Annotated in this window: 32 protein-coding genes, 1 tRNA gene and 2 pseudogenes; 20 read left to right on the forward strand and 15 right to left on the reverse strand. The window is 65.9% G+C overall.

The features are described from left to right. The 3 genes from HALKA_RS19070 to HALKA_RS0104455 form a co-directional block, all read left to right on the forward strand. A partial coding sequence (locus HALKA_RS19070) for an IS66 family transposase (RefSeq protein ID WP_044956617.1) occupies nucleotides 1–676 on the forward strand: 676 nt, incomplete at its 5' end. A 370-nt stretch (nucleotides 677–1,046) separates the two neighbouring features. Then, entirely contained in the window at nucleotides 1,047–1,766 is a 720-nt protein-coding gene (locus HALKA_RS0104450; protein WP_018256850.1) for a type 1 glutamine amidotransferase, read from the forward strand. Nucleotides 1,767–1,879: 113 nt separating this feature from the next. After that, nucleotides 1,880–3,106 (forward strand): acyl-CoA dehydrogenase family protein, encoded by a 1,227-nt coding sequence (locus HALKA_RS0104455; protein WP_018256851.1) that lies wholly within the window; start codon nucleotides 1,880–1,882, stop codon nucleotides 3,104–3,106. A gap of 70 nt (nucleotides 3,107–3,176) precedes the next feature. Here HALKA_RS0104455 and HALKA_RS0104460 read toward each other — a convergent pair whose 3' ends face one another. The 3 genes from HALKA_RS0104460 to HALKA_RS0104470 all read right to left on the reverse strand — a co-directional run bounded on the left by HALKA_RS0104460 (nucleotide 3,177) and on the right by HALKA_RS0104470 (nucleotide 4,760). Further along, a complete protein-coding gene (locus tag HALKA_RS0104460; RefSeq protein ID WP_018256852.1) occupies nucleotides 3,177–3,650 on the reverse strand; it encodes a cupin domain-containing protein in 474 nt (157 codons plus the stop codon). 114 nt (nucleotides 3,651–3,764) lie between these two features. Next, nucleotides 3,765–3,929 (reverse strand): DUF6757 family protein, encoded by a 165-nt coding sequence (locus HALKA_RS21285; RefSeq protein ID WP_015762089.1) that lies wholly within the window; start codon nucleotides 3,927–3,929, stop codon nucleotides 3,765–3,767. Between the two features lie 45 nt (nucleotides 3,930–3,974). After that, nucleotides 3,975–4,760 (reverse strand): PHP domain-containing protein, encoded by a 786-nt coding sequence (locus HALKA_RS0104470; RefSeq protein WP_018256853.1) that lies wholly within the window; start codon nucleotides 4,758–4,760, stop codon nucleotides 3,975–3,977. Between the two features lie 117 nt (nucleotides 4,761–4,877). Here HALKA_RS0104470 and HALKA_RS0104475 point away from each other — a divergent pair, with 117 nt between their 5' ends. Further along, nucleotides 4,878–5,165, forward strand: coding sequence for a DUF5789 family protein (locus HALKA_RS0104475; protein WP_018256854.1), 288 nt, complete (start codon nucleotides 4,878–4,880; stop codon nucleotides 5,163–5,165). A gap of 257 nt (nucleotides 5,166–5,422) precedes the next feature. On the opposite strand, the gene HALKA_RS0104480 is transcribed toward HALKA_RS0104475, so the two are convergent. Further along, nucleotides 5,423–5,695, reverse strand: a complete 273-nt coding sequence (locus tag HALKA_RS0104480; protein ID WP_018256855.1) for a DUF7520 family protein — start codon at nucleotides 5,693–5,695, stop codon at nucleotides 5,423–5,425. Between the two features lie 168 nt (nucleotides 5,696–5,863). Here HALKA_RS0104480 and HALKA_RS0104485 point away from each other — a divergent pair, with 168 nt between their 5' ends. From HALKA_RS0104485 to HALKA_RS0104495, 3 genes are read left to right on the forward strand one after another with little or no spacing between them, the layout of a single operon-like run. Continuing rightward, nucleotides 5,864–6,562: a DUF120 domain-containing protein gene (locus tag HALKA_RS0104485; protein WP_018256856.1), complete on the forward strand. Its 699-nt coding sequence runs from the start codon at nucleotides 5,864–5,866 to the stop codon at nucleotides 6,560–6,562. Next, the gene (gene ribB / locus HALKA_RS0104490) at nucleotides 6,546–7,214 is read left to right on the forward strand and encodes a 3,4-dihydroxy-2-butanone-4-phosphate synthase (protein WP_018256857.1); all 669 of its coding nucleotides are present in this window, start codon (nucleotides 6,546–6,548) and stop codon (nucleotides 7,212–7,214) included. The genes HALKA_RS0104485 and ribB overlap by 17 nt, the downstream gene beginning before the upstream one ends. A 43-nt stretch (nucleotides 7,215–7,257) precedes the next feature. Next, entirely contained in the window at nucleotides 7,258–7,500 is a 243-nt protein-coding gene (locus HALKA_RS0104495) for a hypothetical protein (RefSeq protein ID WP_018256858.1), read from the forward strand. A 480-nt stretch (nucleotides 7,501–7,980) separates the two neighbouring features. Here HALKA_RS0104495 and HALKA_RS0104500 read toward each other — a convergent pair whose 3' ends face one another. The 3 genes from HALKA_RS0104500 to HALKA_RS0104510 form a co-directional block, all read right to left on the reverse strand. Then, a complete protein-coding gene (locus HALKA_RS0104500) occupies nucleotides 7,981–8,343 on the reverse strand; it encodes a NifU family protein (RefSeq protein WP_018256859.1) in 363 nt (120 codons plus the stop codon). A 92-nt stretch (nucleotides 8,344–8,435) separates the two neighbouring features. Continuing rightward, nucleotides 8,436–9,038 carry an IMP cyclohydrolase gene (locus HALKA_RS0104505; protein ID WP_018256860.1) on the reverse strand — a complete coding sequence of 201 codons (603 nt, stop codon included), beginning with the start codon at nucleotides 9,036–9,038 and terminating at the stop codon, nucleotides 8,436–8,438. Between the two features lie 46 nt (nucleotides 9,039–9,084). Then, nucleotides 9,085–9,540, reverse strand: coding sequence for a hypothetical protein (locus tag HALKA_RS0104510; protein WP_018256861.1), 456 nt, complete (start codon nucleotides 9,538–9,540; stop codon nucleotides 9,085–9,087). A 148-nt stretch (nucleotides 9,541–9,688) separates the two neighbouring features. On the opposite strand from HALKA_RS0104510, the gene HALKA_RS0104515 reads away from it, so the two are divergent. From HALKA_RS0104515 to HALKA_RS19075, 3 genes and pseudogenes are all read left to right on the forward strand, one after another. After that, nucleotides 9,689–10,408, forward strand: a complete 720-nt coding sequence (locus HALKA_RS0104515) for a profilin-fold protein (RefSeq protein ID WP_018256862.1) — start codon at nucleotides 9,689–9,691, stop codon at nucleotides 10,406–10,408. 86 nt (nucleotides 10,409–10,494) lie between these two features. Beyond that, nucleotides 10,495–10,567 (forward strand) — tRNA-Gln (locus HALKA_RS0104520). A gap of 206 nt (nucleotides 10,568–10,773) precedes the next feature. Continuing rightward, nucleotides 10,774–10,998 (forward strand): annotated as a pseudogene (locus HALKA_RS19075) (universal stress protein); the annotation flags it as partial. Here the strand turns inward: HALKA_RS19075 and HALKA_RS20195 are convergent. Together HALKA_RS20195 and HALKA_RS0104530 are read right to left on the reverse strand one after the other, a co-directional pair. After that, a pseudogene (locus tag HALKA_RS20195) lies at nucleotides 10,988–11,309 on the reverse strand (inorganic phosphate transporter); the annotation flags it as partial. The pseudogenes HALKA_RS19075 and HALKA_RS20195 overlap by 11 nt on opposite strands. 76 nt (nucleotides 11,310–11,385) lie before the next feature. Further along, nucleotides 11,386–12,441, reverse strand: coding sequence for a phytoene/squalene synthase family protein (locus HALKA_RS0104530; protein WP_018256864.1), 1,056 nt, complete (start codon nucleotides 12,439–12,441; stop codon nucleotides 11,386–11,388). A 206-nt stretch (nucleotides 12,442–12,647) separates the two neighbouring features. Here HALKA_RS0104530 and leuS point away from each other — a divergent pair, with 206 nt between their 5' ends. From leuS to HALKA_RS0104545, 3 genes are all read left to right on the forward strand, one after another. Then, a complete protein-coding gene (gene leuS / locus HALKA_RS0104535) occupies nucleotides 12,648–15,407 on the forward strand; it encodes a leucine--tRNA ligase (RefSeq protein WP_026190150.1) in 2,760 nt (919 codons plus the stop codon). Nucleotides 15,408–15,473: 66 nt separating this feature from the next. Then, entirely contained in the window at nucleotides 15,474–15,752 is a 279-nt protein-coding gene (locus tag HALKA_RS0104540; RefSeq protein WP_018256866.1) for a hypothetical protein, read from the forward strand. Between the two features lie 43 nt (nucleotides 15,753–15,795). Next, nucleotides 15,796–16,248, forward strand: a complete 453-nt coding sequence (locus HALKA_RS0104545) for an acyl-CoA thioesterase (RefSeq protein ID WP_018256867.1) — start codon at nucleotides 15,796–15,798, stop codon at nucleotides 16,246–16,248. A gap of 80 nt (nucleotides 16,249–16,328) precedes the next feature. On the opposite strand, the gene HALKA_RS0104550 is transcribed toward HALKA_RS0104545, so the two are convergent. Beyond that, the gene (locus HALKA_RS0104550; protein WP_018256868.1) at nucleotides 16,329–16,742 is read right to left on the reverse strand and encodes a GIY-YIG nuclease family protein; all 414 of its coding nucleotides are present in this window, start codon (nucleotides 16,740–16,742) and stop codon (nucleotides 16,329–16,331) included. 13 nt (nucleotides 16,743–16,755) lie between these two features. Next, the gene (locus HALKA_RS0104555) at nucleotides 16,756–17,049 is read right to left on the reverse strand and encodes a hypothetical protein (RefSeq protein WP_018256869.1); all 294 of its coding nucleotides are present in this window, start codon (nucleotides 17,047–17,049) and stop codon (nucleotides 16,756–16,758) included. Between the two features lie 87 nt (nucleotides 17,050–17,136). Between HALKA_RS0104555 and HALKA_RS19920 the strand changes: the two genes are divergently transcribed. Next, nucleotides 17,137–17,595, forward strand: a complete 459-nt coding sequence (locus tag HALKA_RS19920; RefSeq protein WP_018256870.1) for a methyltransferase domain-containing protein — start codon at nucleotides 17,137–17,139, stop codon at nucleotides 17,593–17,595. 320 nt (nucleotides 17,596–17,915) lie between these two features. Here the strand turns inward: HALKA_RS19920 and HALKA_RS0104565 are convergent, their stop codons facing one another. Then, nucleotides 17,916–18,101 carry an RNA polymerase sigma factor sigma-70 region 4 domain-containing protein gene (locus tag HALKA_RS0104565; RefSeq protein ID WP_155119360.1) on the reverse strand — a complete coding sequence of 62 codons (186 nt, stop codon included), beginning with the start codon at nucleotides 18,099–18,101 and terminating at the stop codon, nucleotides 17,916–17,918. 225 nt (nucleotides 18,102–18,326) lie between these two features. On the opposite strand from HALKA_RS0104565, the gene HALKA_RS0104570 reads away from it, so the two are divergent. The 3 genes from HALKA_RS0104570 to HALKA_RS0104585 all read left to right on the forward strand — a co-directional run bounded on the left by HALKA_RS0104570 (nucleotide 18,327) and on the right by HALKA_RS0104585 (nucleotide 19,746). Continuing rightward, nucleotides 18,327–18,713 carry a hypothetical protein gene (locus HALKA_RS0104570; RefSeq protein ID WP_018256872.1) on the forward strand — a complete coding sequence of 129 codons (387 nt, stop codon included), beginning with the start codon at nucleotides 18,327–18,329 and terminating at the stop codon, nucleotides 18,711–18,713. 130 nt (nucleotides 18,714–18,843) lie between these two features. Then, nucleotides 18,844–19,332, forward strand: a complete 489-nt coding sequence (locus HALKA_RS19085) for a hypothetical protein (protein WP_018256874.1) — start codon at nucleotides 18,844–18,846, stop codon at nucleotides 19,330–19,332. Nucleotides 19,333–19,356: 24 nt separating this feature from the next. Continuing rightward, the gene (locus HALKA_RS0104585) at nucleotides 19,357–19,746 is read left to right on the forward strand and encodes a DUF2237 family protein (protein WP_018256875.1); all 390 of its coding nucleotides are present in this window, start codon (nucleotides 19,357–19,359) and stop codon (nucleotides 19,744–19,746) included. Nucleotides 19,747–19,884: 138 nt separating this feature from the next. Here HALKA_RS0104585 and HALKA_RS0104590 read toward each other — a convergent pair whose 3' ends face one another. After that, nucleotides 19,885–20,490, reverse strand: a complete 606-nt coding sequence (locus tag HALKA_RS0104590; protein ID WP_018256876.1) for a TetR/AcrR family transcriptional regulator — start codon at nucleotides 20,488–20,490, stop codon at nucleotides 19,885–19,887. A gap of 243 nt (nucleotides 20,491–20,733) precedes the next feature. On the opposite strand from HALKA_RS0104590, the gene HALKA_RS21290 reads away from it, so the two are divergent. Together HALKA_RS21290 and hjc are read left to right on the forward strand one after the other, a co-directional pair. After that, a complete protein-coding gene (locus HALKA_RS21290; RefSeq protein ID WP_018256877.1) occupies nucleotides 20,734–20,886 on the forward strand; it encodes a hypothetical protein in 153 nt (50 codons plus the stop codon). Between the two features lie 361 nt (nucleotides 20,887–21,247). Continuing rightward, the gene (gene hjc / locus HALKA_RS20200; RefSeq protein ID WP_026190151.1) at nucleotides 21,248–21,766 is read left to right on the forward strand and encodes a Holliday junction resolvase Hjc; all 519 of its coding nucleotides are present in this window, start codon (nucleotides 21,248–21,250) and stop codon (nucleotides 21,764–21,766) included. A 768-nt stretch (nucleotides 21,767–22,534) separates the two neighbouring features. On the opposite strand, the gene HALKA_RS21800 is transcribed toward hjc, so the two are convergent. Continuing rightward, on the reverse strand, nucleotides 22,535–22,705 hold the full coding sequence (locus HALKA_RS21800) for a polysaccharide deacetylase family protein (RefSeq protein ID WP_245545324.1): 171 nt from the start codon (nucleotides 22,703–22,705) through the stop codon (nucleotides 22,535–22,537). Between the two features lie 89 nt (nucleotides 22,706–22,794). Between HALKA_RS21800 and HALKA_RS0104610 the strand changes: the two genes are divergently transcribed. After that, nucleotides 22,795–23,445, forward strand: a complete 651-nt coding sequence (locus tag HALKA_RS0104610; RefSeq protein WP_018256879.1) for a CRISPR-associated protein Cas4 — start codon at nucleotides 22,795–22,797, stop codon at nucleotides 23,443–23,445. 140 nt (nucleotides 23,446–23,585) lie between these two features. On the opposite strand, the gene HALKA_RS0104615 is transcribed toward HALKA_RS0104610, so the two are convergent. Then, complete coding sequence (locus HALKA_RS0104615; protein ID WP_018256880.1) at nucleotides 23,586–24,167, reverse strand: L-threonylcarbamoyladenylate synthase; 582 nt, start codon at nucleotides 24,165–24,167, stop codon at nucleotides 23,586–23,588. Nucleotides 24,168–24,195: the final 28 nt, after the last annotated feature.

Consider the following 24,195-nt stretch of genomic DNA (forward strand, 5'->3'; position numbering starts at 1 on the left):
AGCGTGGATTTGGACGTTTCGGACAGGCAAGCACACGTTGTACGCGGTTAGACAGAGTCGTGAGAGTGATGTTCCCGCAGAAGTCCTCGGCGAGGACTTCGCGGGAACGGTCATCTGTGACGGATGGACGGCGTATCCAGCCTTCAGCAGTAATCTTCAGCGGTGCTGGGCACATCTTTTCCGGGAAGCCGAAGACGCTGCGAGTGACCACGAGGAGGCAGAACCGGTGTACCGATATCTCAAGCAGATGTTCGTCGGTCTCCAGTCGTGGCTGGAGACCGACCCGAGTCCTCGTGAACGAGCGCAGATGCATCGCTCATGCCAGAACGGACTCAGATCGCTCGTTGAGCGGTCAGTGACCACCGAATCAGTGGTAACACTGCTCGGGAAAATCGAAGGTGGGATCGACCACTGGCTCACCTTTGTGGGTGAGCCAGCGGTCTCCCCGACGAATAATACGGCTGAGAACGCACTTCGTGAACCTGTTGTTCTCCGGAAAATCATCGGCACGCTTCGGAATGACCGAGGAATGTTCGTTCACGAGACGGTCTTGTCCCTGCTGGCGACGTGGCGCCAGCAGGGACGCAATCCCTACCAAGAGCTTCGTCGAGTCGTCAGCAGCAATGAGATGATCTCACGCGCTCACGCTGTGCCGGCTGTTGAGACCTCCGGGTAAACACATACTATTGTTTATTTGTCCCTGGCTGTTGGGAGAGATGCCCGCCTGTATCTGACCGCAATCGTCCTGTCGTTGGTCGCCGTCGCACTGAGCTACGAGTATGTCATTGACGGCCACCAGACGACAGCATTCTTCGCGATCATCGGTGTCGGGGCGTTGCTCGCAGCGGTCGTCATCGCAGCCGTTTTTGTGGGAAATCGGTGATCGGACGGTACGGTGCGACATCTTGTCCCCGTCTGCGCATGGCTCGACGAGCAGACAGTCGGAGAGTGAAGTTTGTTTCACCGCCGTTGTCGCCGTCCACGAGGCCGGCAAATACGGCCACGTATCTGTACGCTTTTGTGGCTCGACCCGCTGAATAGGAGTGATGAGCCTCAGGATCGCCTTGCTGAACGCGGCCCACGACGGGGCGCTCAACCGCCGGAACTTCCGGCGGGAGCTAGACGCCGACCTCGTCGAGTACGACGTGACCGAACGCGAACTGCCAGACACCTTCGCGTTCGACGGCTGTATCCTCACCGGGTCCCGCGCCTCCGTCTACTGGGAGGAGCCCTGGATCGCGGACCTGACCTCGTGGGTCCGCGACGCGGTCGAGCGCGACGTGGCGTTCCTGGGCGTCTGTTTCGGCCACCAGCTGCTCGCACACGCCCTGGGCGGCGAGGTCGAGCCGATGGACGAGTACGAGATCGGCTATCGGACGGTCGAGCACGACAGTACCAGCGAACTGCTCGACGGCGTCGACGAGCGGTTCACCGTCTTTACGACCCACTCCGACCGCGTCGTCGAGCTGCCACCGGGAGCCGAGCAGTTCGCCGCCAACGACTACGGCATCCACGGGTTCCAGACCGAGGACGTGTTCTCGGTGCAGTTCCACCCCGAGTACGACACCGAGACGGCCCGCGAGGTCACCCGAGGCAAGGACGACCAGCTCTCCGAAGAACGGATACAGCAGGTCCTCGGCGGGATCACGCCCGAGAACTACGACGCCGCCTGCGAGGCAAAACGCCTCTTCGACAACTTCACGGAGTACCTCCGAGGGCGAGCCGCGACGGGGGAGTCCGGCGGCGTCGCGGCTGCAGACGACTGACGGCAGCAACACACTGGCAACGTGGACGAGCGCGATCGGCCCCATCGGCTCCGATCGCTACGGCTCTCCTCACCCCGGACCACACTTTTGCCCGCGCCACGCGTAGCCGTCGTATGCTCGACTATCTGGACCTGGAGAGCGACCTCGACGGCGAGGAGCGCCTGATCCGCGACACCGCCCGCGAGTTCGTCGACGAGCACGTTCGCCCCGAGATCGGCGAGTGGTTCGAGTCCGGGACCTCGCCCGACCACCTGTTCGAAGCGATGGGCGAACTGGACTTCTTCGCGCCGACGCTGTCGTGGGGAACGCTCCCGGGTGTGAGTCCCCGCTCGTACGGCCTGCTCATGCAGGAACTGGAGGCCGGCGACTCCGGCGTGCGCTCGATGGCCAGCGTCCAGGGCGCGCTCGTGATGTCTCCGATCCACGAGTTCGGCAGCGAGGCCCAGCGCGAGCGGTGGCTGCCCGACCTCGCCGCGGGCGACGCCGTCGGCTGTTTCGGCCTGACAGAGCCAGAGCACGGCTCTGACCCGGCGAGCATGGAGACGACTGCGATGCCCGACGGAGACGGCTATCGGCTCTCGGGAACGAAGACGTGGATCACGAACGCGCCGATCGCCGACGTGGCCGTGATCTGGTGCAAGATCGACGACGGGGACGCCGGGACCGACGACCCCGTTCGGGGCGTTCTCGTCGATCTGGACGGCGACGGCGTCTCGGAGGAGCAAGGCGAGTCCGAGCCGCGTCAGACCGACCGGTCTGGCGGCGTCGAGACCAGCGAGATCGACGGGAAGCTCTCGATGCGGGCCTCTTCGACCGGCGAGATCCACCTCCGGGACGCGTGGGTGCCAGAGGACGCCCTCCTGCCCGGCGTCGAGGGGATGAAAGGGCCGCTGTCATGTCTCACCGAAGCCCGCTACGGCATCGCGTGGGGCGCGGTCGGGGCCGCCCGAGACTGCTTCGAGGCGGCCCGCGAGTACGCCACCGATCGCGAGCAGTTCGGCGGTCCGATCGCCCGCTTCCAGCTCCAACAGGAGAAGCTCGCCGAGATGGCGACCCGCATTACGACCGCACAGCTGCTCGCCGACAGGCTGGCGACGCTGAAAGCGCGCGGCGATCTGCGCCCCCAGCAGGTGTCGATGGCGAAGCGAAACAACGTCCGGATGGCCCGCGAAGTCGCACAGACCGCCCGCGAGATACTGGGGGGCAACGGGATCACGACCGACTACCCGCCGATGCGCCACGCCGCAAACATGGAGACAGTCTACACCTACGAGGGGACTCACGACATCCACACGCTGATCCTCGGGGCCGACCTGACCGGCATCGACGCCTTCGAGTAGCTATAGTAACAATTGAAACGATTTACACACCGATCGCACTGCTGTCGTTCGATCGGGTGTGCATTGATTTTCAATGGCTACTATATTCGAATCGCCCGGTTCTGGCACCGCAGTCGACACACAGCGTCACGAGAGCGTCGTCGGCCCAGTCGACGGTCTGTTCGGTTCGCTCCCCGCAGTCGGGACACGCACGCACCATCTCCGTGTCGCCGCTGGCTTCGGGAGCACCGACGGCCAGTGCGACGACTCGCTCGTCGCCCGCGTTGCGCCCGAGCTGCCACTCGCCCGGTGCGAACCGGATCACCTCGTCGGGGCCGACCGCCACCGGCCCGTCCTCGGTCTCGAAGGTGGCGGTCCCCTGGAAGACGTAGAAGACCTCTTCCTGATCGCTGTGGCGGTGATAGCCGAAGCCGAAGCTGTCGCCGGGCGCGAGTTCGTAGTAGTTGAGAGCGACCTCGGCCGTCTCCAGCGCCGGGCCGAGCGCTCGCTTGACGGCCGCGGGACCGATCCGTGCCTCCACGTCGTCGATGCTGATCCGTTCCATACACGGGCTGGGACTGCCAGCCGAAAAAGTCCTCATACGGGCAGTCGTCGGAATGTAGCGGTGAACGTCTCCCCCGTGGCGACGGTCACCGGTAGGCGACGACGACGTTCCGCATCACTCCGTTCGGTCGATGTCGAGCTCCTCGTCGAGATCGCCGAGCCACTCGGTCTCTTCGAGTTCTTCGAGTTGCTCGCGGAAGTGAGTCTTGCAGACCCCCACAGAGATACCGTCTTTCTCGACTGCGATGTCCGCCTCACTCTCGCAGTAGTGACATTGCATACGACGTGGTTGGGTCCCTGTGACATTGAATGCTCCGTTCGCCGGTCACTCCGGCGACACGTCCAGGGCGTCCCGAACGCGCTCCCACTGGGCGCTGTCCAGACCGGCCAGGCCCAGCCGGTCGTCGTGCGCGTCGCTCCCGCCGGTCACCAGCAGGTCGTGGCGCTCGATGGCTCGGTCGACGGCAGACAGGTCGGGGTCGTCGGCGTAGGGGTAGGGACGTTCGACGGCGTCGAGCGTGTCACAGAGCGCGAGCGCGCTCTCGGGGTCGTCGTAGCGCAGCGGATGGGCCAGTCCCACGAGTCCGCACGCGTCGGCCAGTAACTCTCGGCCCCGCTCGAAAGAGGGGACTTCGCGGGAGACGTAACACGGACAGTCGTCGCCGATGAGGTGGGCGAACGCGCCGTCGACGTCGTAGTCGCTGACCTCCGCGATCGCGCGTGCGATGTGTGGCCGACCCAGTCCGGGCCGCGGTTCGATCGGCAGCGAAACGGACAGTCGCTCCTCGACGCAGTCGACGATAGCCGCCCCGCGCTCGGCCCGGTTTCGCTGGATGCGCTCGCACTCGGCGACCAGCGCGTCCGTCGGCGAGACGCCGTAGCCGAGCAGGTCGAGACGCTGCTGGCCGGCCTCGACCCGGAGTTCGATCCCGTGGACGACCGTGACCCCCTCGCGTGTCGTCACGGGGGCGTCGAGGTCGGGCGAGAGCCGGTCGTGATCTGTCACCGCGACGGCGTCGAGGCCGCCGCGCCGTGCGGCCGCCGGCACCTCGTCGAGGGACAGCGTCCCGTCGGAACGCTGCGTGTGGACGTGGAGGTCCGCGACAGTCATACCGGGGCGTGGTTCCCCGAACGCAAGCCGCTTCGGGTCGTGGCCCTTATACACATTAAGGAGTGTATTAATTATTAATAATGAAGGTTTATTATCGTTCATTAACTTTTCAGAGCCATGCGACTGTTCGACAGCGCAGACGAGATGTTCACGGCACAGAGCTACCCCGCGACGACGACCGATCTGATCGAATCACACGGTCACCTCACCCTGGAGTTGCCCAACGGCTCGGAGACGATCGCCGACGTGCTGGGCCGCCTGACCGAGGAGACCTACGACACCGAGAACGAGGCCAGACTGGCGGCCTACAGCGCCGTCAGCCAGAAGGGCATCGGTCGAAAGGGCTACTCCGACCGCGATCCGATCGCGATGGGCGAGGACGGCCCGGACCAGGTCTCCTTCTAGACCACCTTTTTTCGCTTCGGGTTTCCTCGTTCGCTTTGCTCACGGGTCGTCCCTCCCCGTTCGCCTCGAGGCCCGCCTTCGGTGCGCCTCGCACCGCTCGCTGTGGGACCCCTCGCGCAAAAACGTCCTCAGAGATCGAAGATCTCTGATGGGCTCACAAGAGCAAGCTCTTGGGAACGTGGGCGAAAAAGGCCGATAGCTCGGTCACGACTGGGACTGGACAACTCTCCAGTCTGGCAACGAAGCCACGGCCTCGCTCAGACGGACTCGATCTCGTCGTCGAACCGTTTGGTGTAGCGCATGACGACGTAGAAGATCCCGGACAGCGCGAGTACCGCACCGCCGCCGTAGCTGGCCATGTTGAGTGGCGTAGGGCGAAACTGGACGCCGAAGAGACCGACCGGGACGGCGGCGTCGTTGCTGATCACGAGACCGACGAAGGCACCGAAGCCGATCCCGAGTGCGAGAGCGCCGACGAACACCCAGGCGACGACGCGGCGGCCGGAGGTGGTCGATTCTGGTTCGCTCATGGTGGTGGCCGCCGAGGGTCCGACGGCGTTGTCGGTCGTTACGACTCGACGGACAAGTGGCTACCGGGAACGAGCGAGGACAACGCCGGTCCCGTTGCCTCCCGTTCCAGAATTGTGACGGATGCCACATTCGTTATCCTTTTCCCGCGATAGTGCCAACTCGTGCGTATGGCAGAGACAACGCGGGCCGTCGGCCACGACGAGCTGGCGACGCTGAAGTTGCTGGCCCTCGACGGCGCGATCGAAGGCGAGCGAAAGGAGTCCTGTTCGGCGCTCGCCGACCGGCTGGACGCCTCCAACCAGACCGCCTCGCGGCGGCTCCAGCGGCTGGAGGAAGCGGAGATGATCGATCGAGACATCGTGGGCGACGGACAGCTCATCCGGATCAGCGAGGTCGGCGAGCGGGCTCTCCAGCGAGAGTACGCCGACTACCGACGGATCTTCGAGGGAGCCGTCGGCGTCGATCTGGGCGGGATCGTCACCTCCGGCATGGGCGAGGGGCGACACTACATCACGCTGCCGGGATACATGGAGCAGTTCATCGACAAGCTCGGCTACGAGCCCTTCGCCGGGACGCTCAACGTCGACCTCGTCGAGGAGAGCGTCCGCAAGCGCGCGCGGCTGAGCGCCTTCGAGCCCGTCACGATCGAGGGCTGGGAGGACGAGGAGCGAACGTACGGCCCGGCGTACTGCTATCCGGCCTCCGTCGTCGCTGGGGACAGCGAGTACGAGCCCGCCCACGTCATCGCCCCCGAGCGAACCCACCACGGAGAGAGCCAACTGGAAGTGATCGCCCCGGAAAAACTCCGCGACGTGGTCGGCCTGGCCGACGGTGACGAGGTGACTGTCCATGTCTCGGAGCAGTGAGCAGGCAGCGACGGGTGCCGACGACGCCATCGCGGCCTTTGGCCGCGGCCAGCCGATACTGATCCACGACGCGGCCGACCGCGAGGGCGAGGTCGATCTGGTGTATCCGGCCGGCGCAGTGACGCCAGACGCCGTCGCCCGGCTGCGCAACGACGCCGGCGGACTGGTCTGTGTCGCGCTCTCCGATGGCGTCGCCGAGTCGTTCGGTCTCCCCTTCATGCAGGAGTCGCTCGACCACCCCAGTGCCGCCGATCACGAACTGGGGTACGACGAACGCTCGTCGTTCTCGCTGACGGTCAACCACCGCGACACCCACACCGGCATCACCGACGAGGACCGGTCGCTGACGATCACCGAACTCGCGGGGGCCGCGAGCGAGCCCGACGGAACGACCTTCTCCGAACAGTTCCGGTCGCCGGGCCACGTGACGCTGCTGCGCGGTGCGCCCGGACTGCTCTCGGACCGGCTGGGACACACCGAACTCGGGCTGGCCGTCGCCGCGGCGGCCGACCAGCCGCCGGCCGTCGTGGTCTGTGAGATGCTCGACGACGAGACCGGCGGCGCGCTCTCGCCCGCGGCGGCCCGGGCCTACGCCGAGCGCGAAGGGCTGGCCTACGTCGAGGGCAGCGCGCTCGTCGAGCGACTGGGATGAGAGAAGCGATACATTTGAGCCACCAGGCCGACTGGCTGGAACCGTGTCCGGAACACGACTCGCCGGAGTCGGCCCGAACAGTCGACGACTGCTGGTGATCGCCGGGTTCTGTCTCGGCATGGGCCTGGGTCCCTTCGTACTCACCGTCCTGACGACACCGGTCGGCTTCTTCCTGGGCGAAACCGTCGCATCGCTGTTCTGGCCGACGGTGCAGTTCCTCGGTGTCGTCTTCGCCGCGATCGCCCTCTCGACGATCGATCTCGATGCGACCAGTGAGACGCACTGACCGCGTCGTCGCCCACCCCGAACGAGGTTCCAACAACCGTCCGTATGAGTGGTAGTGTTCAGATAAGCAACTGCGTCAGTAGACTTGTAGACACCGAAAGCCCTCGGCCCGCTCGGCGGTTCTGTGGCGGATATCCTCACTACGCTCGGATAGTGCCGCCGCAGAACCGTCGACCGCGCCTCACCCTTTCATCCGCCAGGTATCGGCTATTTGATCGTCTGAGCCCTGGCAGATGAAAGGGCGAGTGCTGCGTAACGGCGGAGCCGTCACGTTATAGCCGGCCGGTGGAACCGGCCGGCCCTTGCGAGAACCCGGACCCCGCAAGCACCTACCGGAGCGCAGCGTGGGTCCTGGGACCGCAACTGTACGAGGGCTTTCGATACTTCACTTCCGCCACTCTCGATCTCTTATTTGAACACCGTCGGCTCCACGGCGCGGAGCCGTCGCTCACCGACGAGAAAAAACGGAGAAGCTTGGAGCTTAGAACGGCGCTTCGGGGCCTTCGTCGTCGCCGCCGATCTCGCCGCCCCGCGAGTCGCCGGGCATCGACGGGCTGGCACCGCCGGCCATGCCCTCACTGTCGTCCATGCCCGTGTTGGCGTGGACCGTGTCGATCTCGGGGATCTCCTTGGTCATGCGGGTCTTGATCGCCTGGATCGTCATCGGCGAGATCCCACAGCCAGAACAGGCACCGCCGAGCTGGATCGTGACAGTGCCTTCCTCGCGGTCGATGTTCTGGATCGCTGCCGAGCCGCCGTGCATCTGGATCTGCGGGAAGTTCCGGCGCAGGAAGTTCGTGATGCGCTCCTCGAGGTCGTCGCCGCTTTCGGTCTCCGTGCTCATAGTGTCTACACGTGGGTGCCCCGTCCGCTTAGACCTTTGGACTGACCCGTTCGGATTCGGGCCGAGAGCCGTAAAAAGCGGACTGGAGCGCCCTAGCCGTTGTAGATCGCGGTCTCGACGCCGCCATCAACGGTGACGCCGGCCGCACAGACGGCGTGTTCGAACTCGTGGCCGTAGACCTCGCGGGCGATCTCCTCGGCGCCGGTCGCTCCCAGGTCGAACGCCTCCGGGCTGTCCGTCTCGTAGGTCGCGACCAGCGTCGGCTCGGTGACCTCTTCGACCACCAGCGCGTCCCGGCGGACCGTCCCGATGACGCCGCCGTGGCCCTCGGCCCGCGTCGTGGGATCGTCGGGATCGACGCCGACGATCCCGGCGATGCGCGGGGTGTCGTAGTCGTCCTTCTCGAAGTCAAGCGCCAGCAGCGACTCGGCGAGGGCGTCCCGCGCGGGGTAGCCAAGCGAGAGCTTCTCTGCGATCGGGTCGACGTGAGAGCCGTTACCGACGACGACGCCCCGATCGGTCTCCCGCACGGCGTTGTACGAGATGTAGGGGTTGTCGGTCTCGGGAGCGTCTTCGGTCGGTCCGACCGTGATCGTGCCGTCACGGTCGAGGGCTTGCCTGTTCGGGAACGATCGCGACGAGACGCGGTACGCGCCGACCTGCGGGCCGACGACGACGAACCGTCCAACGTACATACCCGTTCGTTCGGCGGTCGAAGTAAGGAGGTGTCGATTTTGCCCGTCACCGACCGAACAGCCAGTGTCCGATCCCGAGGACGATACCGTAGAGGGCCAGTCCGGCCAGCAGCGTCGGATCGAACCACGGGAACGGCGGGGCGGTGGCTCCGACCACCCCGAGCCAGGCCGGGAGCGCGACCGCGGCGACGAGCCACAGCGCGACGCTGTATCCGATCCCGAGGACGACCGTCGTTGAGAGCGCCTGTCGCCCGACCGTCGTGCTAAAGAGGATGCCGGCCGCGGCGCTGGCAGCCACGAACACGAGCCAGCCCGCGGCCGCCCCGCTTGCCCAGAGCAGCGCCGAGAACGTCTCGGAGAGCACGGTCGGCGCGGTGAGTGTCAGAAACACGCCAGCACCCAGACCGCCGATCAGCCCGGCCGCCAGGCCGCGCACCCACGGCGAGGAGACGGTCGGCGTCCGGGTGCGGGCGGCGCTCGGGTTGGGTCTTTCCGATGCCATGGCCGTCACCAGACCGTGGCCGCCCCTATACGGCTCGATCGTTCACGCGATAACTCTGGCGTATCCGCTCTGCTACGACGGTACGCTCGCCTTTCGCTCCCGTCGGAAGTCACCGCCGTTATGTCGTTCGAACCCCTCGCTGTGGACGATGATCGAGGGGCTGGACGCCGACGTGGTCGGGACCGACGCGGCCGCCGCGCGCCGGGACGAGATCGTCACCGCGGTCACAGACCACGCGAGTGAGATCGCCCGCGAACTCGCCCGCCTCCAGGGCGGCGACTACGGACAGGCGACCTTCGAGACCGACGCCGCCTCCTGGACGCTGAAATACGAGGCCGGCGACGTGCAGTACCTCCGCTACGAACGGGGCGGTCGCGAGATCTACGTCGTCTCGACCCAGCAACCGCCCGAACCGTCCGCTCTGGCGACGGCGATGAGCGACTACGCCGCGTTCGTCGCCGCGTTCAACGACCACGTTCGCTCGCTCGACGGCGTCCTCGACGACGTTTCGACCGAGTTCCCCGAGATCGCCACCGTCGACGACGTGGTCGCTACCCGCCAGGCGATCCTCTCGGAGCTCCGGGAGGCCGCCGACGCCATGGCCCAGCAGCTCTACCGCTACAGCGGCGACAGCTACGGCACCTTCACGACCCGGATCGACGGCTCGCGCTGGGAACTCAACTGGGAGGAAGGGCGGGCGGACTATCTCCGGGTCGGCGGCGAGGGCGGCGTCTACCTCCTCTCGCAGTACCAGCCCCCGGACGCCCACGACCTGCGAGCCCACGCCGACGACGTGAGCGCGTTCGTCGCCGCCTACAACGACCACGTCCGGGATATCTCCGAGTCCCTGGAGACGGTGTCGCTGTAGCCCCCGGCAACCGGATGGCAGACGGTCACACGGAACCGTCTCGTCCGTAACACTGATATGCGACTGCCGGATACGATGGGGTACACAGTCCATTGGGGTAGTGGCCAATCCTGAAGCCTTCTGGGGGCTTCGACCCTGGTTCGAATCCAGGATGGACTATTCCTGGGGCTCGCAAACTCGCGAGCCGCGGAATCGCCGACAGAATGGATTCGAGCCCTGCAAGTCGCAGCGCGAACGTAGTGAGCGACCGTCTTGCTCCGGTTCGATATTCAGGATGGACTATTCCTGGGGCTCGCAAACTCGCCGACCTATTGCACCTGACACGAGCACCCACCTCTTTGATCCCGGCCGACGACGATTCCGGTATGCGACCCTCACACGTCCTCGTCCCCCTCGACGGCTCGCCGCTCTCGCAGGCGGCGCTGTCCCACGCGCTGGACGTTTTCGACTGTCCGATCACGGTGTTGAACGTCGTGACCCCGATCGACGGCGGGATGAGCGAGGGGGGTGTCCTGGCCGACGACGAACGCGGAGCCGAGGCCCGTACACACGCCGACGAGGTGATAGACGCCGCCAGAGAGCAGGCCGCCGGCACGGGATAGCCGCTGTAGACCCCGAAGACCATGAACGCGCTCGCGGTGAGCAGCCCCGCCGTCGCCGCAAGCGACGTGATCTGGACGCCGTCGATGAGCCCCGCGCCGACGGTCTCGGAGATCGCGCCGCCCTGTGTCAACGCTCCGAGGGCGGCGAGGATACCGATAAAGAAGGCCGCCCGCATCGTCGAGATGGCGTTGGCACCGATCGCTGGCGCGAACGGCGGCGAGTTGCTGTTCGCACCGAGGGCCCACGCCGTCACGAGGCTCGTCAGCGAGGCGAGGCCGACCAGCGACCAGAACCCGATCCCGGTCCTCGATTCCGGTCCATGCCGGCCGTTCGACGGGCACTGTCAAAAGCGTTCGCGCCAGGGTCGTCGGTCGCTACTGTTCGTGGTACGGACCGGCTCGCACCGTGGCTGCGAGATCGCGGACCTGGTCGCGGGTGAAGCCGTCCTCGGCCTCGGCGAGCAGCGCCTCGACCTCCTCGCGTTCGAGCTTGACCGCGTCGGGCTGTTCGACGGCGTCGACGGTCCGTTCGCGGAGTTCGCGGATCGTCCCGAGTGCCAGCAGGTAGGGCAGCGCCGTCGCCTCCAGGAGACCGCCGTTGTCTCCCTCCGGGACCGTCGAGAGGTACCGCTGGGCACCGTGTGCGTAGTCGGCGGCCTGGTCGACGACCCGGCCGACGACGCGGGCGACCGCGGTCGAGTGCTCGGGCTCGGCGACGGCCTCGTGGTCGAGGTCTTCCTCGGCGAGCCACTCGCCGGGCAGGTAGACGTTGTGCTCTTCGTCCCAGTCGGCGCGAACGTCCTTGGCGATGTTGACGAGCTGGAGCAGGAGTGCGAACGCGCGGGCGTCTTCGGGGTCCGGCGTGGGGTCGTCGGGGTCGGCTCGGGCGGCCTGGAGCTTCATGAACAGCTGGCCGACGGTGCCGGCGACGTACCAGCAGTACTCTTCGAGCTCGTCGAGCGTCTCCAGACGGAGGCCGCCGCTGTCCTCGTGGCGGCGCAGGATGTCCGCCATGCCCGTCGCCATCTCGCGGGTGATCGAGCGCATCCCGTCCTGGACGGGGTCGGGAAACGACCGCCAGAGGCGGACGATCCGGTCGGTCTGACCGAGGACGGCCCAGTCGTCGCCCCCGTCGGCCGGCGTCTCCGGCTCGACGGCCGAGAGAAAGTCCTCGACGGTCGTCCCCGAGTCTTCGGCCAGCATCGCGTCGAAGGTCTCTAAGAGCTCGGCGCGTCGGCCCATCGGGATCGTCGGCTCGTCCTCGATCGTGTCTGCGGTCCGGCAGAGGAGATAGCCGGTACAGACCCACTCCGTCATCGGCTCGTCCAGCAACTCGACACTCAGCGCGAACGTCCGGGAGACCGACTGGACGGCCTCGAACGCCCAGGTCCGATCGTCAGCCAGCGTCGCCTGCTGCGGCACTCCGGTCATTGTGAGTATACTCCGGCTCGGTGTACAAAAAAGGCCGCCCAACAGATGAGGCCAGCCCCGCGTTCGCCGTCGCCGACGCCGTGGTTCTACCCGAATCATTACGAAAGATCATGGGAGTTTCCGTTCGTCGACGACGACTCGATCGGCGTCACGCTCTCGCTGGCAGAACAGTGATGGTGCCACCCTCCCACTATCCGGGCACGACGATGTCGAACCGCTACAACCACGCCCGCGTCCAGGAGTACTGGCAACACGTCTGGGACCGCGAGGGCGTGTACGAACTCGACGACGACGCGATCGAGGGCGGCGCGGGGACCTACGTGCTGGGGATGTTCCCCTACACGTCGGGCTCGCTGCACATGGGCCACATCCGCAACTACGCGATCACCGACGCCGTCGCTCGCTACCGGCGGATGAACGGCGAGGACGTGCTCCACCCGATGGGGTGGGACGCCTTCGGGCTCCCGGCGGAGAACGCCGCCTACGAGCGCGGCACCGACCCGGAGTCGTGGACTCGAACGTGCATCGAGCAGATGCGCGACGAACTCGAACGGATGGGGTTTGGCTACGACTGGTCTCGCGAGATCACGACCTGTGACCCGGAGTACTACCGGTGGAACCAGTGGCTCTTCACTCGTTTCTACGAGAACGACCTCGTCGAGTACACCGGCGCGCAGGTCAACTGGTGCCCGGACTGCGAGACCGTCCTGGCCGACGCACAGGTCGACGAGGGCGACGGTCACGCCGACGTGCGCGACGACACGCCGGGACACGCCGACGGCGAGGGGGTCTGCTGGCGCTGTGGCACCGCGGTCGAGACCCGCGAACTCGACCAGTGGTTCTTCACGATCACCGACTACGCGGACGAACTCGCGGACGGCCTGGATGCCCTCGACGGGTGGCCCGAAAGCGTCCGCGAGATCCAGCGCAACTGGATCGGTCGCCGCGAGGGTGCCCAGATCACCTTCGAGATCGACGGCGATCCGATCGACGTGTTCACGACCCGGCCAGACACCGTCTTCGGGGCGACGTATCTGGCCCTCGCGCCGGGCCACGAGGTCGCCCGCGAACTCGCCCAGCTCACGTCCTCGGGAGCGAGCGAGGCGGTCGCCGACTTCCACGACCGCGCCGCGGACGGCCGAGCCGAGGGAACGGCCGGCGTCGACACCGGCCTCACCGCGACGAACCCGGTCACCGGCGAGGAGATCCCCGTCTACGTCGCCAGCTACGTCCTCTCAGACGTGGGGACGGGCGCGGTGATGGGCGTGCCGGCCCACGACGAGCGCGACCACGCCTTCGCCGCGGCACACGATCTCCCGGTCGAGCGAGTCGTCGCGCCCAACGACGGCGAACACGGAGACCGCAACGGCCAGCCCCTCCCGTACACCGACGAGGGGATGATCGTCGCCGACGGGGCCTACGAGGGGCTGGCGAGCGCGGCCGCCCGCGAGCGCTTGCTGGACCACGACGCCGTGACGGCGGCGACGACCTACCGGCTCCGGGACTGGCTCATCTCCCGGCAGCGCTACTGGGGGACGCCGATCCCGATGGTCCACTGCGAGGCGTGTGGCGCGGTGCCGGTGCCCGACGAGGACCTCCCCGTCGAACTCCCCGAGTTCGTCCAGACGACGGGGAACCCACTGGCCGCGAGCGACGAGTTCGTCCAGACGACCTGTCCCGACTGTGGCGGCCCCGCCGAACGCGAGACCGACACCATGGACACCTTCGTCGACTCCTCCTGGTACTTCCTGCGGTACCTGAACCCCGACCTCTCGACGGCTCCCTTCGAGAGCGAGGTCGCCGACGACTGGCTGCCGGTCGACGTGTACGTCGGCGGCGACGAGCACGCGGTGCTTCACCTGCTGTACATCCGCTTTTTCACCCGCGCGCTGGCGGACCTGGGTCTGCTCGATCGGCGCGAGCCCGTCGACCGGCTGGTCAACCAGGGAACGGTGTTGCACGGCGGCGAGAAGATGTCCAAGTCGAAGGGCAACGACGTGGCTCCCCACGAGTACGGCGCGGAGACCACGCGGCTGTTCGTCCTCTCGGCGGCACACCCCGGCCAGGACTTCGAGTGGACGGCGACGGACGTGAGCAACGCCTACGAGTTCCAGCAGGACGTGTACCGGATGGCGCTGTCGTTCGCCGACGGTGCCGGCGGTCGGACCGAGAGCAGACCGCACGACGCCTACCTCGAACGGGAGATCGATCGGACGATCGCCGCGGTCACCGACGAGTACGACCGCGTCCGCTTCCACCGGGTCGTCACCGAACTCCAGCAGTTCGCCCAGTTGCTGCGACGCTACCGCGAGTACGAGACCCCCTACCGCTTCGCGTACAGTCGGGGGCTGCGCGTGCTGGCGAAACTGCTCGCGCCGCTCGCCCCCTATCTGGCCGAGGAGCTGTGGTCCGCGCTGGACAGCGAGGGGCTGATCGCCGGTGGGGACTGGCCCGCGCCGCTGCACGACATCCCCGACTACCGCACCGAGCGCGAGCTCGTCCGGACGACGCTCGCGGACGTGCGCGAGATCACCGACGTGGTCGAGATCACCGATCCCGACGAGATCGAGCTCGTCGTCGCGCCCGACTGGAGCTATCGCGCCTACGAGATCGCTCGCGAGGTGAACCAGGAGCCAGACTCGACCGCGAGCGAGGGGAGCCGTCGCTCTCGGGACGGCAGTACACCCGCGGGACAGGCGGCAGACGGGGCGGTCGTCGGTCGTATCATGGACGCCGACGCCGTGCCCGGCACCGAGGCGGCGGCCGACTACGCGGCCGAGCTGGCCGACCGTTCGGGCGGGTTCGAGCCGGTGCTAGCTCCCGAGCGGGAGCTGACGGTGCTGGAACAGGCGTCGTGGCTGTTCGCCGAGGAGTTCGACGCGGACGTGGTCGTCAGGCGGGCCGAGCCCGACGGCGAGCAGGCCCACAGAGCCCGGCCGAACAAGCCCGCGATCCACATCACGTGATCGATCCGCAGCGGGACCCGGTCCTGTTGGTGTACCTATAAGACGCTGGCACTCCTCGGTTCTCGTATGGCATTCGACAACGTCACGCTGTTCGAGATCAACGTCGCGGACCCCCTGGGAGACGAGACCACCGACACCGAACCCGCGAGCGAGCCGGCCGAACCGGCCGCCGACTCGGCGACGGCGGACGCGGGCGGCAATTTAGCGCTGTGGTTCCTCGGGCTCGTCGCCGCTGTCGTGACGATCGGGCTGGCCGCACGCTGGCTCCGCCAGCGCCGGGGCGAGGGCGAGTCCGACTACGAGACCGAGGAGATCGAGCCCGGCGTCGAGCGCGTCGAGGCGTGACCGCGGCCGCGCCTTTTTCCCCGTCTCCCCCGAAGCGCCTCGCATGCCGACGCTGGCTTCGACCCATCTGACGAACCGCTACCGCGTCCAGCCCAACCACGCCAACAACTACGACACCGCACACGGAGGGATCGTGATGAAGTGGCTCGACGAGATCGGCGCGATGTCGGCGATGCGCTTTGCCGGCCACCCCTGCGTGACCGCCCGGATGGACGGCCTGAACTTCCGTCGCCCGATCCCCGTCGGCGACACCGCGCTCACGGAGGCGTACGTCTACGACTCCGGACGGACGAGCGTCCGCGTCCGCGTCCGCGCCGAACGCGAGAATCCGACGACCGGCAAGACGGAGGTCACGACCGAAGGCCACTTCGTCTTCGTCGCGCTCGACGACGGCGAGCCGACCGGTGTCCCCGAACTCACGGCCGAGACCGACGCCGAACGCGAACTGCGGGACGCGGCGCTCACCGACGCCGAGACCGACGGGAACGGTTCCTGATACTGCCGGCTGTCACCGTTTCACGATATTCCCGACCACGGTCTGTACAGACGGACAGCCGGCAGTATGACCGGCCAACGCTATCGGTTCGACCGGTGTGCTCGATCGACGGCGTCCAGGAGCGTCGTCCGATCGGGGTGGAAGGCGAGGTGGGACTCACAGTCGCAGTCGGAGCTCCCGAACTCGCGGACGCGGCTGCCGGCGACGGCGTCGGCGACCGCACACTCGATGTCGACGCCCGCCGAGCGGACGACGTGATCGAGCCGGGTCCCGGGCGCGCCCAGCAGGTAGTCGACGTGCCAGTGGCGCACGTCGTGGTCGCCCGCAGCGACGCGTTCGTGACGGTCGACGCGGCTGAAGCCGCCGCTGCCCAGCGCGCTCCCGGTGTAGGCGTACCATCCCGACGGGAACGACAGCGAACCGAGCGCGCCCACTTCGAGTGTGCCGTCCTCGGTCCGCTCGATCAGGAGCGTGTAAGTGCCGCCCTCACTCATCGCGGGACGACGCTCACGCGCCGATCTCGGGGTCCGCAGCGAAGCTGTCGAACCCTTCGAGCCGGTACTCTCGGGAGTCGGTGCAGTCGTCGTTCGCGGCCGCGAGGTGGCCCACCAGCCAGTCGTAGGCGTGGACGAACGCCTCGTCGGGCGCGTCGGCGAACTGCTGCTCGACGGCGTCGGCGGTCAGTTCCTCGTCGTACTCCTCGCGGAAGGCCGCGAGCTTCTCGGCGGCGGTCGCCGCGGTCGCTTCGTCTGCCCCTGCCGATTCGAACACTGCCTGCACGTCGTCGGCGAACTCGCTCATGCTCGAACGATGGCCGCCCGGCCCCGTATGCGTTCTGCTTCCGGCCGGTACCGACACCGTTTGTACGGGGCCGGACGAAGCGAATCTATGACAGACAACGAGTGGGACGGTGGACGATACGACGACGCGGCCGGCTTCGTGACCGACTACGGCGACAGCGTCGTCGACCTGCTCGACCCGCGACCCGGCGAGCGCATCCTCGATCTGGGCTGTGGAACGGGCCACCTCACGGCGACTGTCGCCGACGCGGTCGGCAGTGCGGGCGACGTACTGGGGATCGACGCGTCGGGCGCACAGACGACTACCGTTACTCTCCACCTTCCCCGAGAGGCATACCGCGACTTGGAAGGAGTAGTGAACGACCTACCCGCAGAGGAATACCGAGACCTTGAGACAGGAGATGCTCCCCACGGGAAGGTAGAGGAATATATCTACCGCGAATACATCTTGACTCGCCGGAATATGGCCGAGGAATTGACTGGCTCCACCGACGTGGAAGTAACTGGCTCCGGCGACCTTGTCGCAGAGTCAGACACTCTCCTGTAGGGTTCGAGCATCTTGGTTGTCCGGTTTCTCCCAAGAATCACCGGACGGGTGTGTGCTGTGAGTTATGCTCGGACTGCTTTGACATACTCCCCCTTCTTGGGGTTTGACTCATATGTCGAGTTTCTACGGTTCTGATTCAATATCTGGAATCGGCAGGGGCTTTCTCTTCTGTCGATTTTGACGACGTAACTTGGTTACTTTTTGTCTGAGATATACTGCTGAAGAGTTGCATTATTGTCTCTCTCAGTGGTCTTTTCGCGCTTTGCCTGCAACTGTGAAAGACGGAACCCTTCATCAAGCGACCGGCGTTCAATCCCGTATTATTTCATGTAGTAGCGGATGTTCTCTCTCGTAACCCCGAATAGGTCGCCTATCTCTTTCATACTCCAGCCAGCGTCCCAGTAGAGGACTTCCAAAACATCCGGGTTCTTATATGGGTCATCAATCTTTTCAAGTCCGGGGTAAATATCGTCTGCTTTTGGCCGCTCTCTATTTTGCTTGCCCATATCACACCTCATACGCCCGTATCACTTATTCGTTGCGGGAGAAATTCAGACATATACACCGTTCGATAACCCCGCAATCCTCAAAATTCGACTGTAGAGCGTTTCTTACAGCAAAAAGGAGCGGACGATGAGAGTGAGTTTGGTAAAATAGGTGGTACAGTCGGGGAGACGCAGTGCAGTATGGCCGCGAAAATTTTATAGGGATGGCAGAAATTAGTGTTTCACATGCCGTTTGAGACCTACCAAAAGGGGTCCAGTAGTAGTAGAGCGAGCAGTCAAAGACCGCAACTCTCGTTGCGAAAAAGCGGGACTATTGGCCTTAACGCCTCTGCGAGACAAAAGCATCTCGAAGGCTTCAATTACGCCCTAATGAAGTACGATGCCCCGAATGAACTAATTGGTATTGAACTATACGATGAAGAGGTTGACGGGGCGTATAAGATTCGAAAGTCAAAGAAAGAAAACCACGGCGCACAAATCAATTGTCGCGGTTTCACCGGGGAGTTCGGGCTAAGACCGGATAAAACGACCCGGTATCCGATAGAAAAAGCAGACAAGGGTAACATGCTCGTAGCGGATTTGAGTGAGGAACTAAAGACGATAGACGGATAACGACTATCAGAAACCTATTCTTAAATCAGTCGCCAGTCTTGGGGTCGGCGTTAGGGTCGAATCGGCGGCCAACTTCAACCGTGTCGTCCGTCGCCATGTCGAGATACGTTTCCGTCACGTCAACAGAGTGATGGCCCATCAAGTCACGAAGATGATCGACGACCAGGACGCCGTCTCCGAACGCGTCGCTGCGGCGCTGGCCCCCAACGGTCGCTACGTCGCGGAACTGGGCGCGAGCGGGAACGTCGCCGCCATCGTCGCGGCGGTCCGGACGGAACTCCGCAACCGGGGGTACGACGCCGCCGACCCCTGGTACTTCCCGACGATCGGCGAGCACGCGACGCTGCTTGAGCGCCACGGCTTCGCGGTGCGGTCGGCGACGGTGTTCGACCGGCCGACCGACCTCGACGGCCCGGACGGCCTGCGGGAGTGGCTGGCCGTGTTCGGCGATTCGCTGTTCGCACCGCTCTCGGAGGCCGAGCGGGCCGCCGTCGTCGCGGCCGTCGAGGATCGGCTCCGCCCGGAGCGGTACGACCCCGACACCGAGACCTGGACCGCGGACTACCGACGGCTCCGGTTCGTCGCGGTGCCAGACGAGTCCGTCTCTCGCCAGACCTAACCCACCGCCCGCCAATCTATCGGTATGAGCGAGACGAACGTGCTGGGCGAGCCACTCGAACCGTGCAGTACCGACCCGGAGACCGGCTTCGAGCGGGACGGCTGCTGTGGCGAGCACCCGCAGGATCGCGGCCGCCACGAACTATGTGCGGTGATGACCGACGAGTTCCTCCAGTTCAGCAAACGGCGGGGCAACGACCTGCTGACACCGCGACCGCAACTGGACTTTCCCGGTCTGAAACCCGGTGACCGCTGGTGTCTCTGTCTGGGGCGGTGGGTCGAGGCCCTCCAGGCGACGCGCCGCGAGCAACTCCCCGAGACGACGGTGCCGCCGGTGGTGCTCGACGCGACCAACGAGGCCGTCCTGGACACCGTCGAGCTGGCGACGCTAGAGGCTCACGCGTACGATCGGTGAGCGCCGTGCGCTCGACCCAGAAGGTATCGACGAGGTTGTACGGGACCTGCAACAGCTGGGTGAAGACGATCGGTCCGGCCAGCGCCACCAGCGGCCCGAGCAGTGATCCCTCTGTGAGGTCCCGGTCTGCCGTCTCGCTCACGCGGTCCGTCCCTCCAGGGTCTCACCGTCCGCCAGCAGTCCCCGGAGGAGGTGCTCCTCGATGCCCGCCAGCGCCGTCTCGGTCGGCGCGTCAGCGCCGAGGATCACGTCGTGTGACTGGGCTCCCTCGATCGCGGACCGGAACGCCGCGGCGAACCGCTCGGGATCCACGTCGTCGCGGAACTGGCCCTGCTCGATGCCGTCCCGGACGATATCGGCGATCAGCTCGCGGATGTGACGGTCGTTGCGGACCTGCTGGGCGCGCAGTGCCTCGTCGTAGGGTGCCTGTGCGCGCAGCCCCAGCAGCGCCATGTGCACGTCGTCGGGGCCCTCGCTGTCGTCTCCCTCGACGACGATCTCGGTCATGCGCAGCAGCTGGTCCATCGGCTCCGCGTCGCTGTCCTCGTCGAACTCCTCCAGAAAGTTCTCCAAGAGATGCTCCATGAACGAGACGATCAGGTCCTCTTTCGAGTCGTAGTGGTAGTGCAGCAGCGACTTGCTCTTCTCGAACTCGTCGGCGATCGACTGCATCGTCAGATCCGCATAGCCGTGCTTGCACAGAGCCGCAAACGTGGCCTCCATGATCTCGTCGTCAGTGGTCATTGTTGACTGACTATCCAGTCAGGGGGCAAGAAACTGTCGCTCCCGAACGCGCGTGAAATTAACCGTCGTCGTGGAGTGTACATGCGGTTCTACTCGAAGCTTACAGGATCGAGACTCAGACAAAACTCTACCTCTATTGAATATTCGGTCTGACAGATAGAGTACAGTATAAATTGAAAGAAAGAACTATACGATTGTCTATAATAAGTGCAATTTATAAACCTAAGATGTTAAAATGCAGATATGAAAGACGATACAAAACTCGGAATCGCGGTGAGTCTCTTTCTGGCGATTATAGCTAGTGGGATCCCAGGGAACGATTTTGCCGCGATTGGTATCGGACTAGCTGGTGGCTTCGTGCTGGCGCTGAGCATCTTCTACGAGGCCATGGTGTAGGTGATACTGCCGGCTGTCCGTCTGTACAGAACATTGCGACCCCGCGGTCGCGACTATCGTGACACAGTGACAGCCGGCAGTATGACTTCTGTTCGAGTATCCTATCGTCGCGCTTGGAACTCTGTCTCTGGCCCCTGCTGGAAAGATCACCTGCTTTCTTTTTTCGAGGATGTTGACTCTGATACGGACGGTTGTCGGACTGCCCCGGCGAGCGTCGCTACGGGGAAGACGCTCACCGGTAAGCAGCTACAACGCCCTGAATGAAAGCATATCTACATGCTACCAGCTTACGATGCGACTCCCGATTCCACTCGACGCGCCGAACGTGCGCTTAAATACGTCGAGGCCGACCGGTCGAGTAATGGTAGGCTCGAACGCCAAAGGGGACCGCCGCGAGCGCGAACTCGTCAACGCCTTGGACGAGGTGGGCTTCGCGGTGATGCGCGCGCCGGCCAGTGGCTCGGCGACCGAACGGGAACTGCCGGACGTGCTGGCCGGCGACGGCGAACGGTTCTACGCCGTCGAGGCGAAGTCGAGCGCGGGTGACCCGATCTACCTCGACGGCGAGGAGGTCGAAGCGCTGCTCTTTTTCGCCCGGAACTTCGGCGCGAAGCCCCGGATCGGCGTGCGATTCGACCGCGAGGACTGGTTTTTCTTCCACCCCGGCGACCTCTACACCACCGACGGCGGCAACTACCGCGTCAAGAAGGAGACGGCGCTCGCGGAGGGCACCGACTTCGAGGAGTTCGTGGGCCACAGCGAGAAGGTCACGCTGGCCGAGATCGGCGGCGAAGACGGCCCCGACCAGGCGACACTCGACATCCTGGCCGCGCTCGATCGGGGCGACCTCGGCGTCGAAGAGGCCGCGGAGATGCTATAGAGCCCGGAGAAAGTCGTCACCTCGATCCCGCGCTGGCGCGCGGCCTCGATGACGAACGCGACCCGCTCTGGCGGGACCGTCTCCCAGGCGGAGTGGCCCGCCAGAATGCCCAGTCCGCCCTGGGTCGCGACGCTGTCGAGGTACGTCTCGATCTCGGCGCGCCAGAGGTGACCGCGTTCGAGGTAGCACCGCTGGTAGCTCGTCGGCGCGGTGCCCGGCCGATTGGGCAGTGAGCGCACGGCGGCGTTGGGGAGCGCGTCGTAGGTCTCGGCGGCCAGCACCCACGCTCGCGGGTCGGCCGCGTCGTACGGGAAGACGAAGGCGTCGGGATCGTAGCCCAGTCGATCGAACGCCGAGCGCACGCCGACGATCTCGTCTCTGAGCGTCGCTTCTGTCGGGCGCAGGACCGCCTCCTCACCGTCGAACGCGGCGTCGATCTCGCGTTTGACGCCGAGGGTGACCGTCTGCTCGCCGACGGCGAGTGGCTCGCAAAGCGTCACTGCCGTCGTCTGGTCGCCGTCGGTCAGCTCGTAGCGATCGCCCGCGAGCACGCCGTGTTCCTCCCCCGGAAACACGTGGCCGGCGGCGACGGTGACTCGCTCCTCGCCCGGGGTCACGTCGGCCGCGAGGTGGTGGGCCTGGAGGAAGCGGTGGCGGCTCCCGTGCGAGCAGATCTCACAGCCGGCCTCGGCCAGCGCGGCGAGCTGATCGGGCGTGATACGGATTATTGTAGCGATTTACCGGTGATCGTCTACTCCGTGGCGACGATCACCGGTAAGCAACTACAATAAACCGTATGAGGTGGTCGTCGTCGCCCAGCCACTCGGGCACGACCGCCACCGCCGCGGGCGCGTCATGAGCGCGCAACGCGGGCAAGAGCTGTTCGTAGTCCGCCGCGTAGCCGTCGTCGAAGACGAGAACGGGCTGGCCGTCGGGCATGTCCCTTCGTTTCGAACTGTCGGGGATACGTGTTGCTCGCGAGCGGGTGCGCCACACGTTTATGACCCGTGACGGGGCCAGGGGCGTCCGTGCACACCTTCCGTGACCTGGCGACGGCGGCGTACTGTCCGCGAAAGCTCTACTACCGACGGCGCGACGGCGAGCCGACGATCCCCGACGGCGTCGACGACGTGCGACGGCTGGCCTTCGACTACGACACTCTCCGGTCGGTCGACGCGGCGCTGCTCGCCGCTCCCATCGAGGTCTCGCCCGGCACCTACCGCGAGCGGCTCGGGCGGCTCGCACGGCGGCTCGACTACTGGGACGCGCTCGTCGACCCGCCGCGACGCGACGCCCTCCTGACCGGTCGGGAGTGCCGCGGGATCGCCCACAAGGTGCTCGAAGCGCCGCTCGTCCCGTCGCTCGTCTTCGCCGGTGAGCCCCCCGACGAGGGCGTCTGGGAGCCCCAGACCGTCCGGCTCGTGGCCGCGGCCAAGGCCCTCGCCTGGGAGCACGAGACGACGGTCGAGCGGGCCGTCGCGGAGTATCCGGCCTACGGCGTCGTCCGCGAGATCGACCTGACGGTCAGGCGGAAAGCGGCCTACCGGAAGGCCGTCAGGACGGCCGAGACGATCGACGGCCCGCCCTCGCGTGTCGACAGCGACGCGAAGTGTGCCCCCTGCGAGTACCGCGAGACGTGTGGCACGACGACTCGCTCGCTGGCGAGCATGCTCTCGTAGGAGCCGGCGTCGGCAGACACGACGCCGGTCGAGCGGGACGCAACGGACGGCGCGCCACTCATACGGATTATTGTAGCGATTTACCGGTGATCGTCTACTCCGTGGCGACGATCACCGGTAAGCAACTACAATAAACCGTATCAGTGCTCGGCCAGCCACTCCCGGATCGCTTCGCAGTCGGCCCCTTCGCGGACGATCTCGTCGGCGGCCACGTCGACCACCGTCGACTCCGTGCCGGGCGTCCGGCCGCCGTCGAGGACCACTGCCGTGCCCTCTCTGACGGACTGCCCGATCTCCTCGACCGTCCGGGCGCTTGGCTCCCCGCTGACGTTGGCGCTGGTCGACGTGATCGGCGCGACGCGCTCCAGCAGCGCCAGTGCCCGTTCGTGGTCGGGCACGCGAATCCCCACGCGGTCTCGCCCGGCGGTCAGCACGTCGGGCACCGACGGCCGCCGCCTGGCCAGCACCGTCACCGGGCCCGGGAGGAAGGCCCGCATGAACGCCCGCTCGCGCTCGCTGGGTTCGGTGTAGTCGGTCGCCGCGTCGACGCTTGGCACCGCGAGCGAGACCGGCTTCGAGCGGTCTCGGCCCTTCACGTCGAACACGCGCTGAACGGCGTCGGGGTCGAGCGCGTCGCCGGCCAGCCCGTACACTGTCTCGGTGGGGTAGATCACCAGCTCACCGTCGTCGATCGCGTCGGCCGCGCGGTCGAGATCACTCATCACCCGAACGTGGGCCGGGCCGCGAAAA

Origin of the sequence: Halomicrobium katesii DSM 19301 (genome assembly GCF_000379085.1) — an archaeon.
Taxonomy (GTDB): domain Archaea; phylum Halobacteriota; class Halobacteria; order Halobacteriales; family Haloarculaceae; genus Halomicrobium; species Halomicrobium katesii.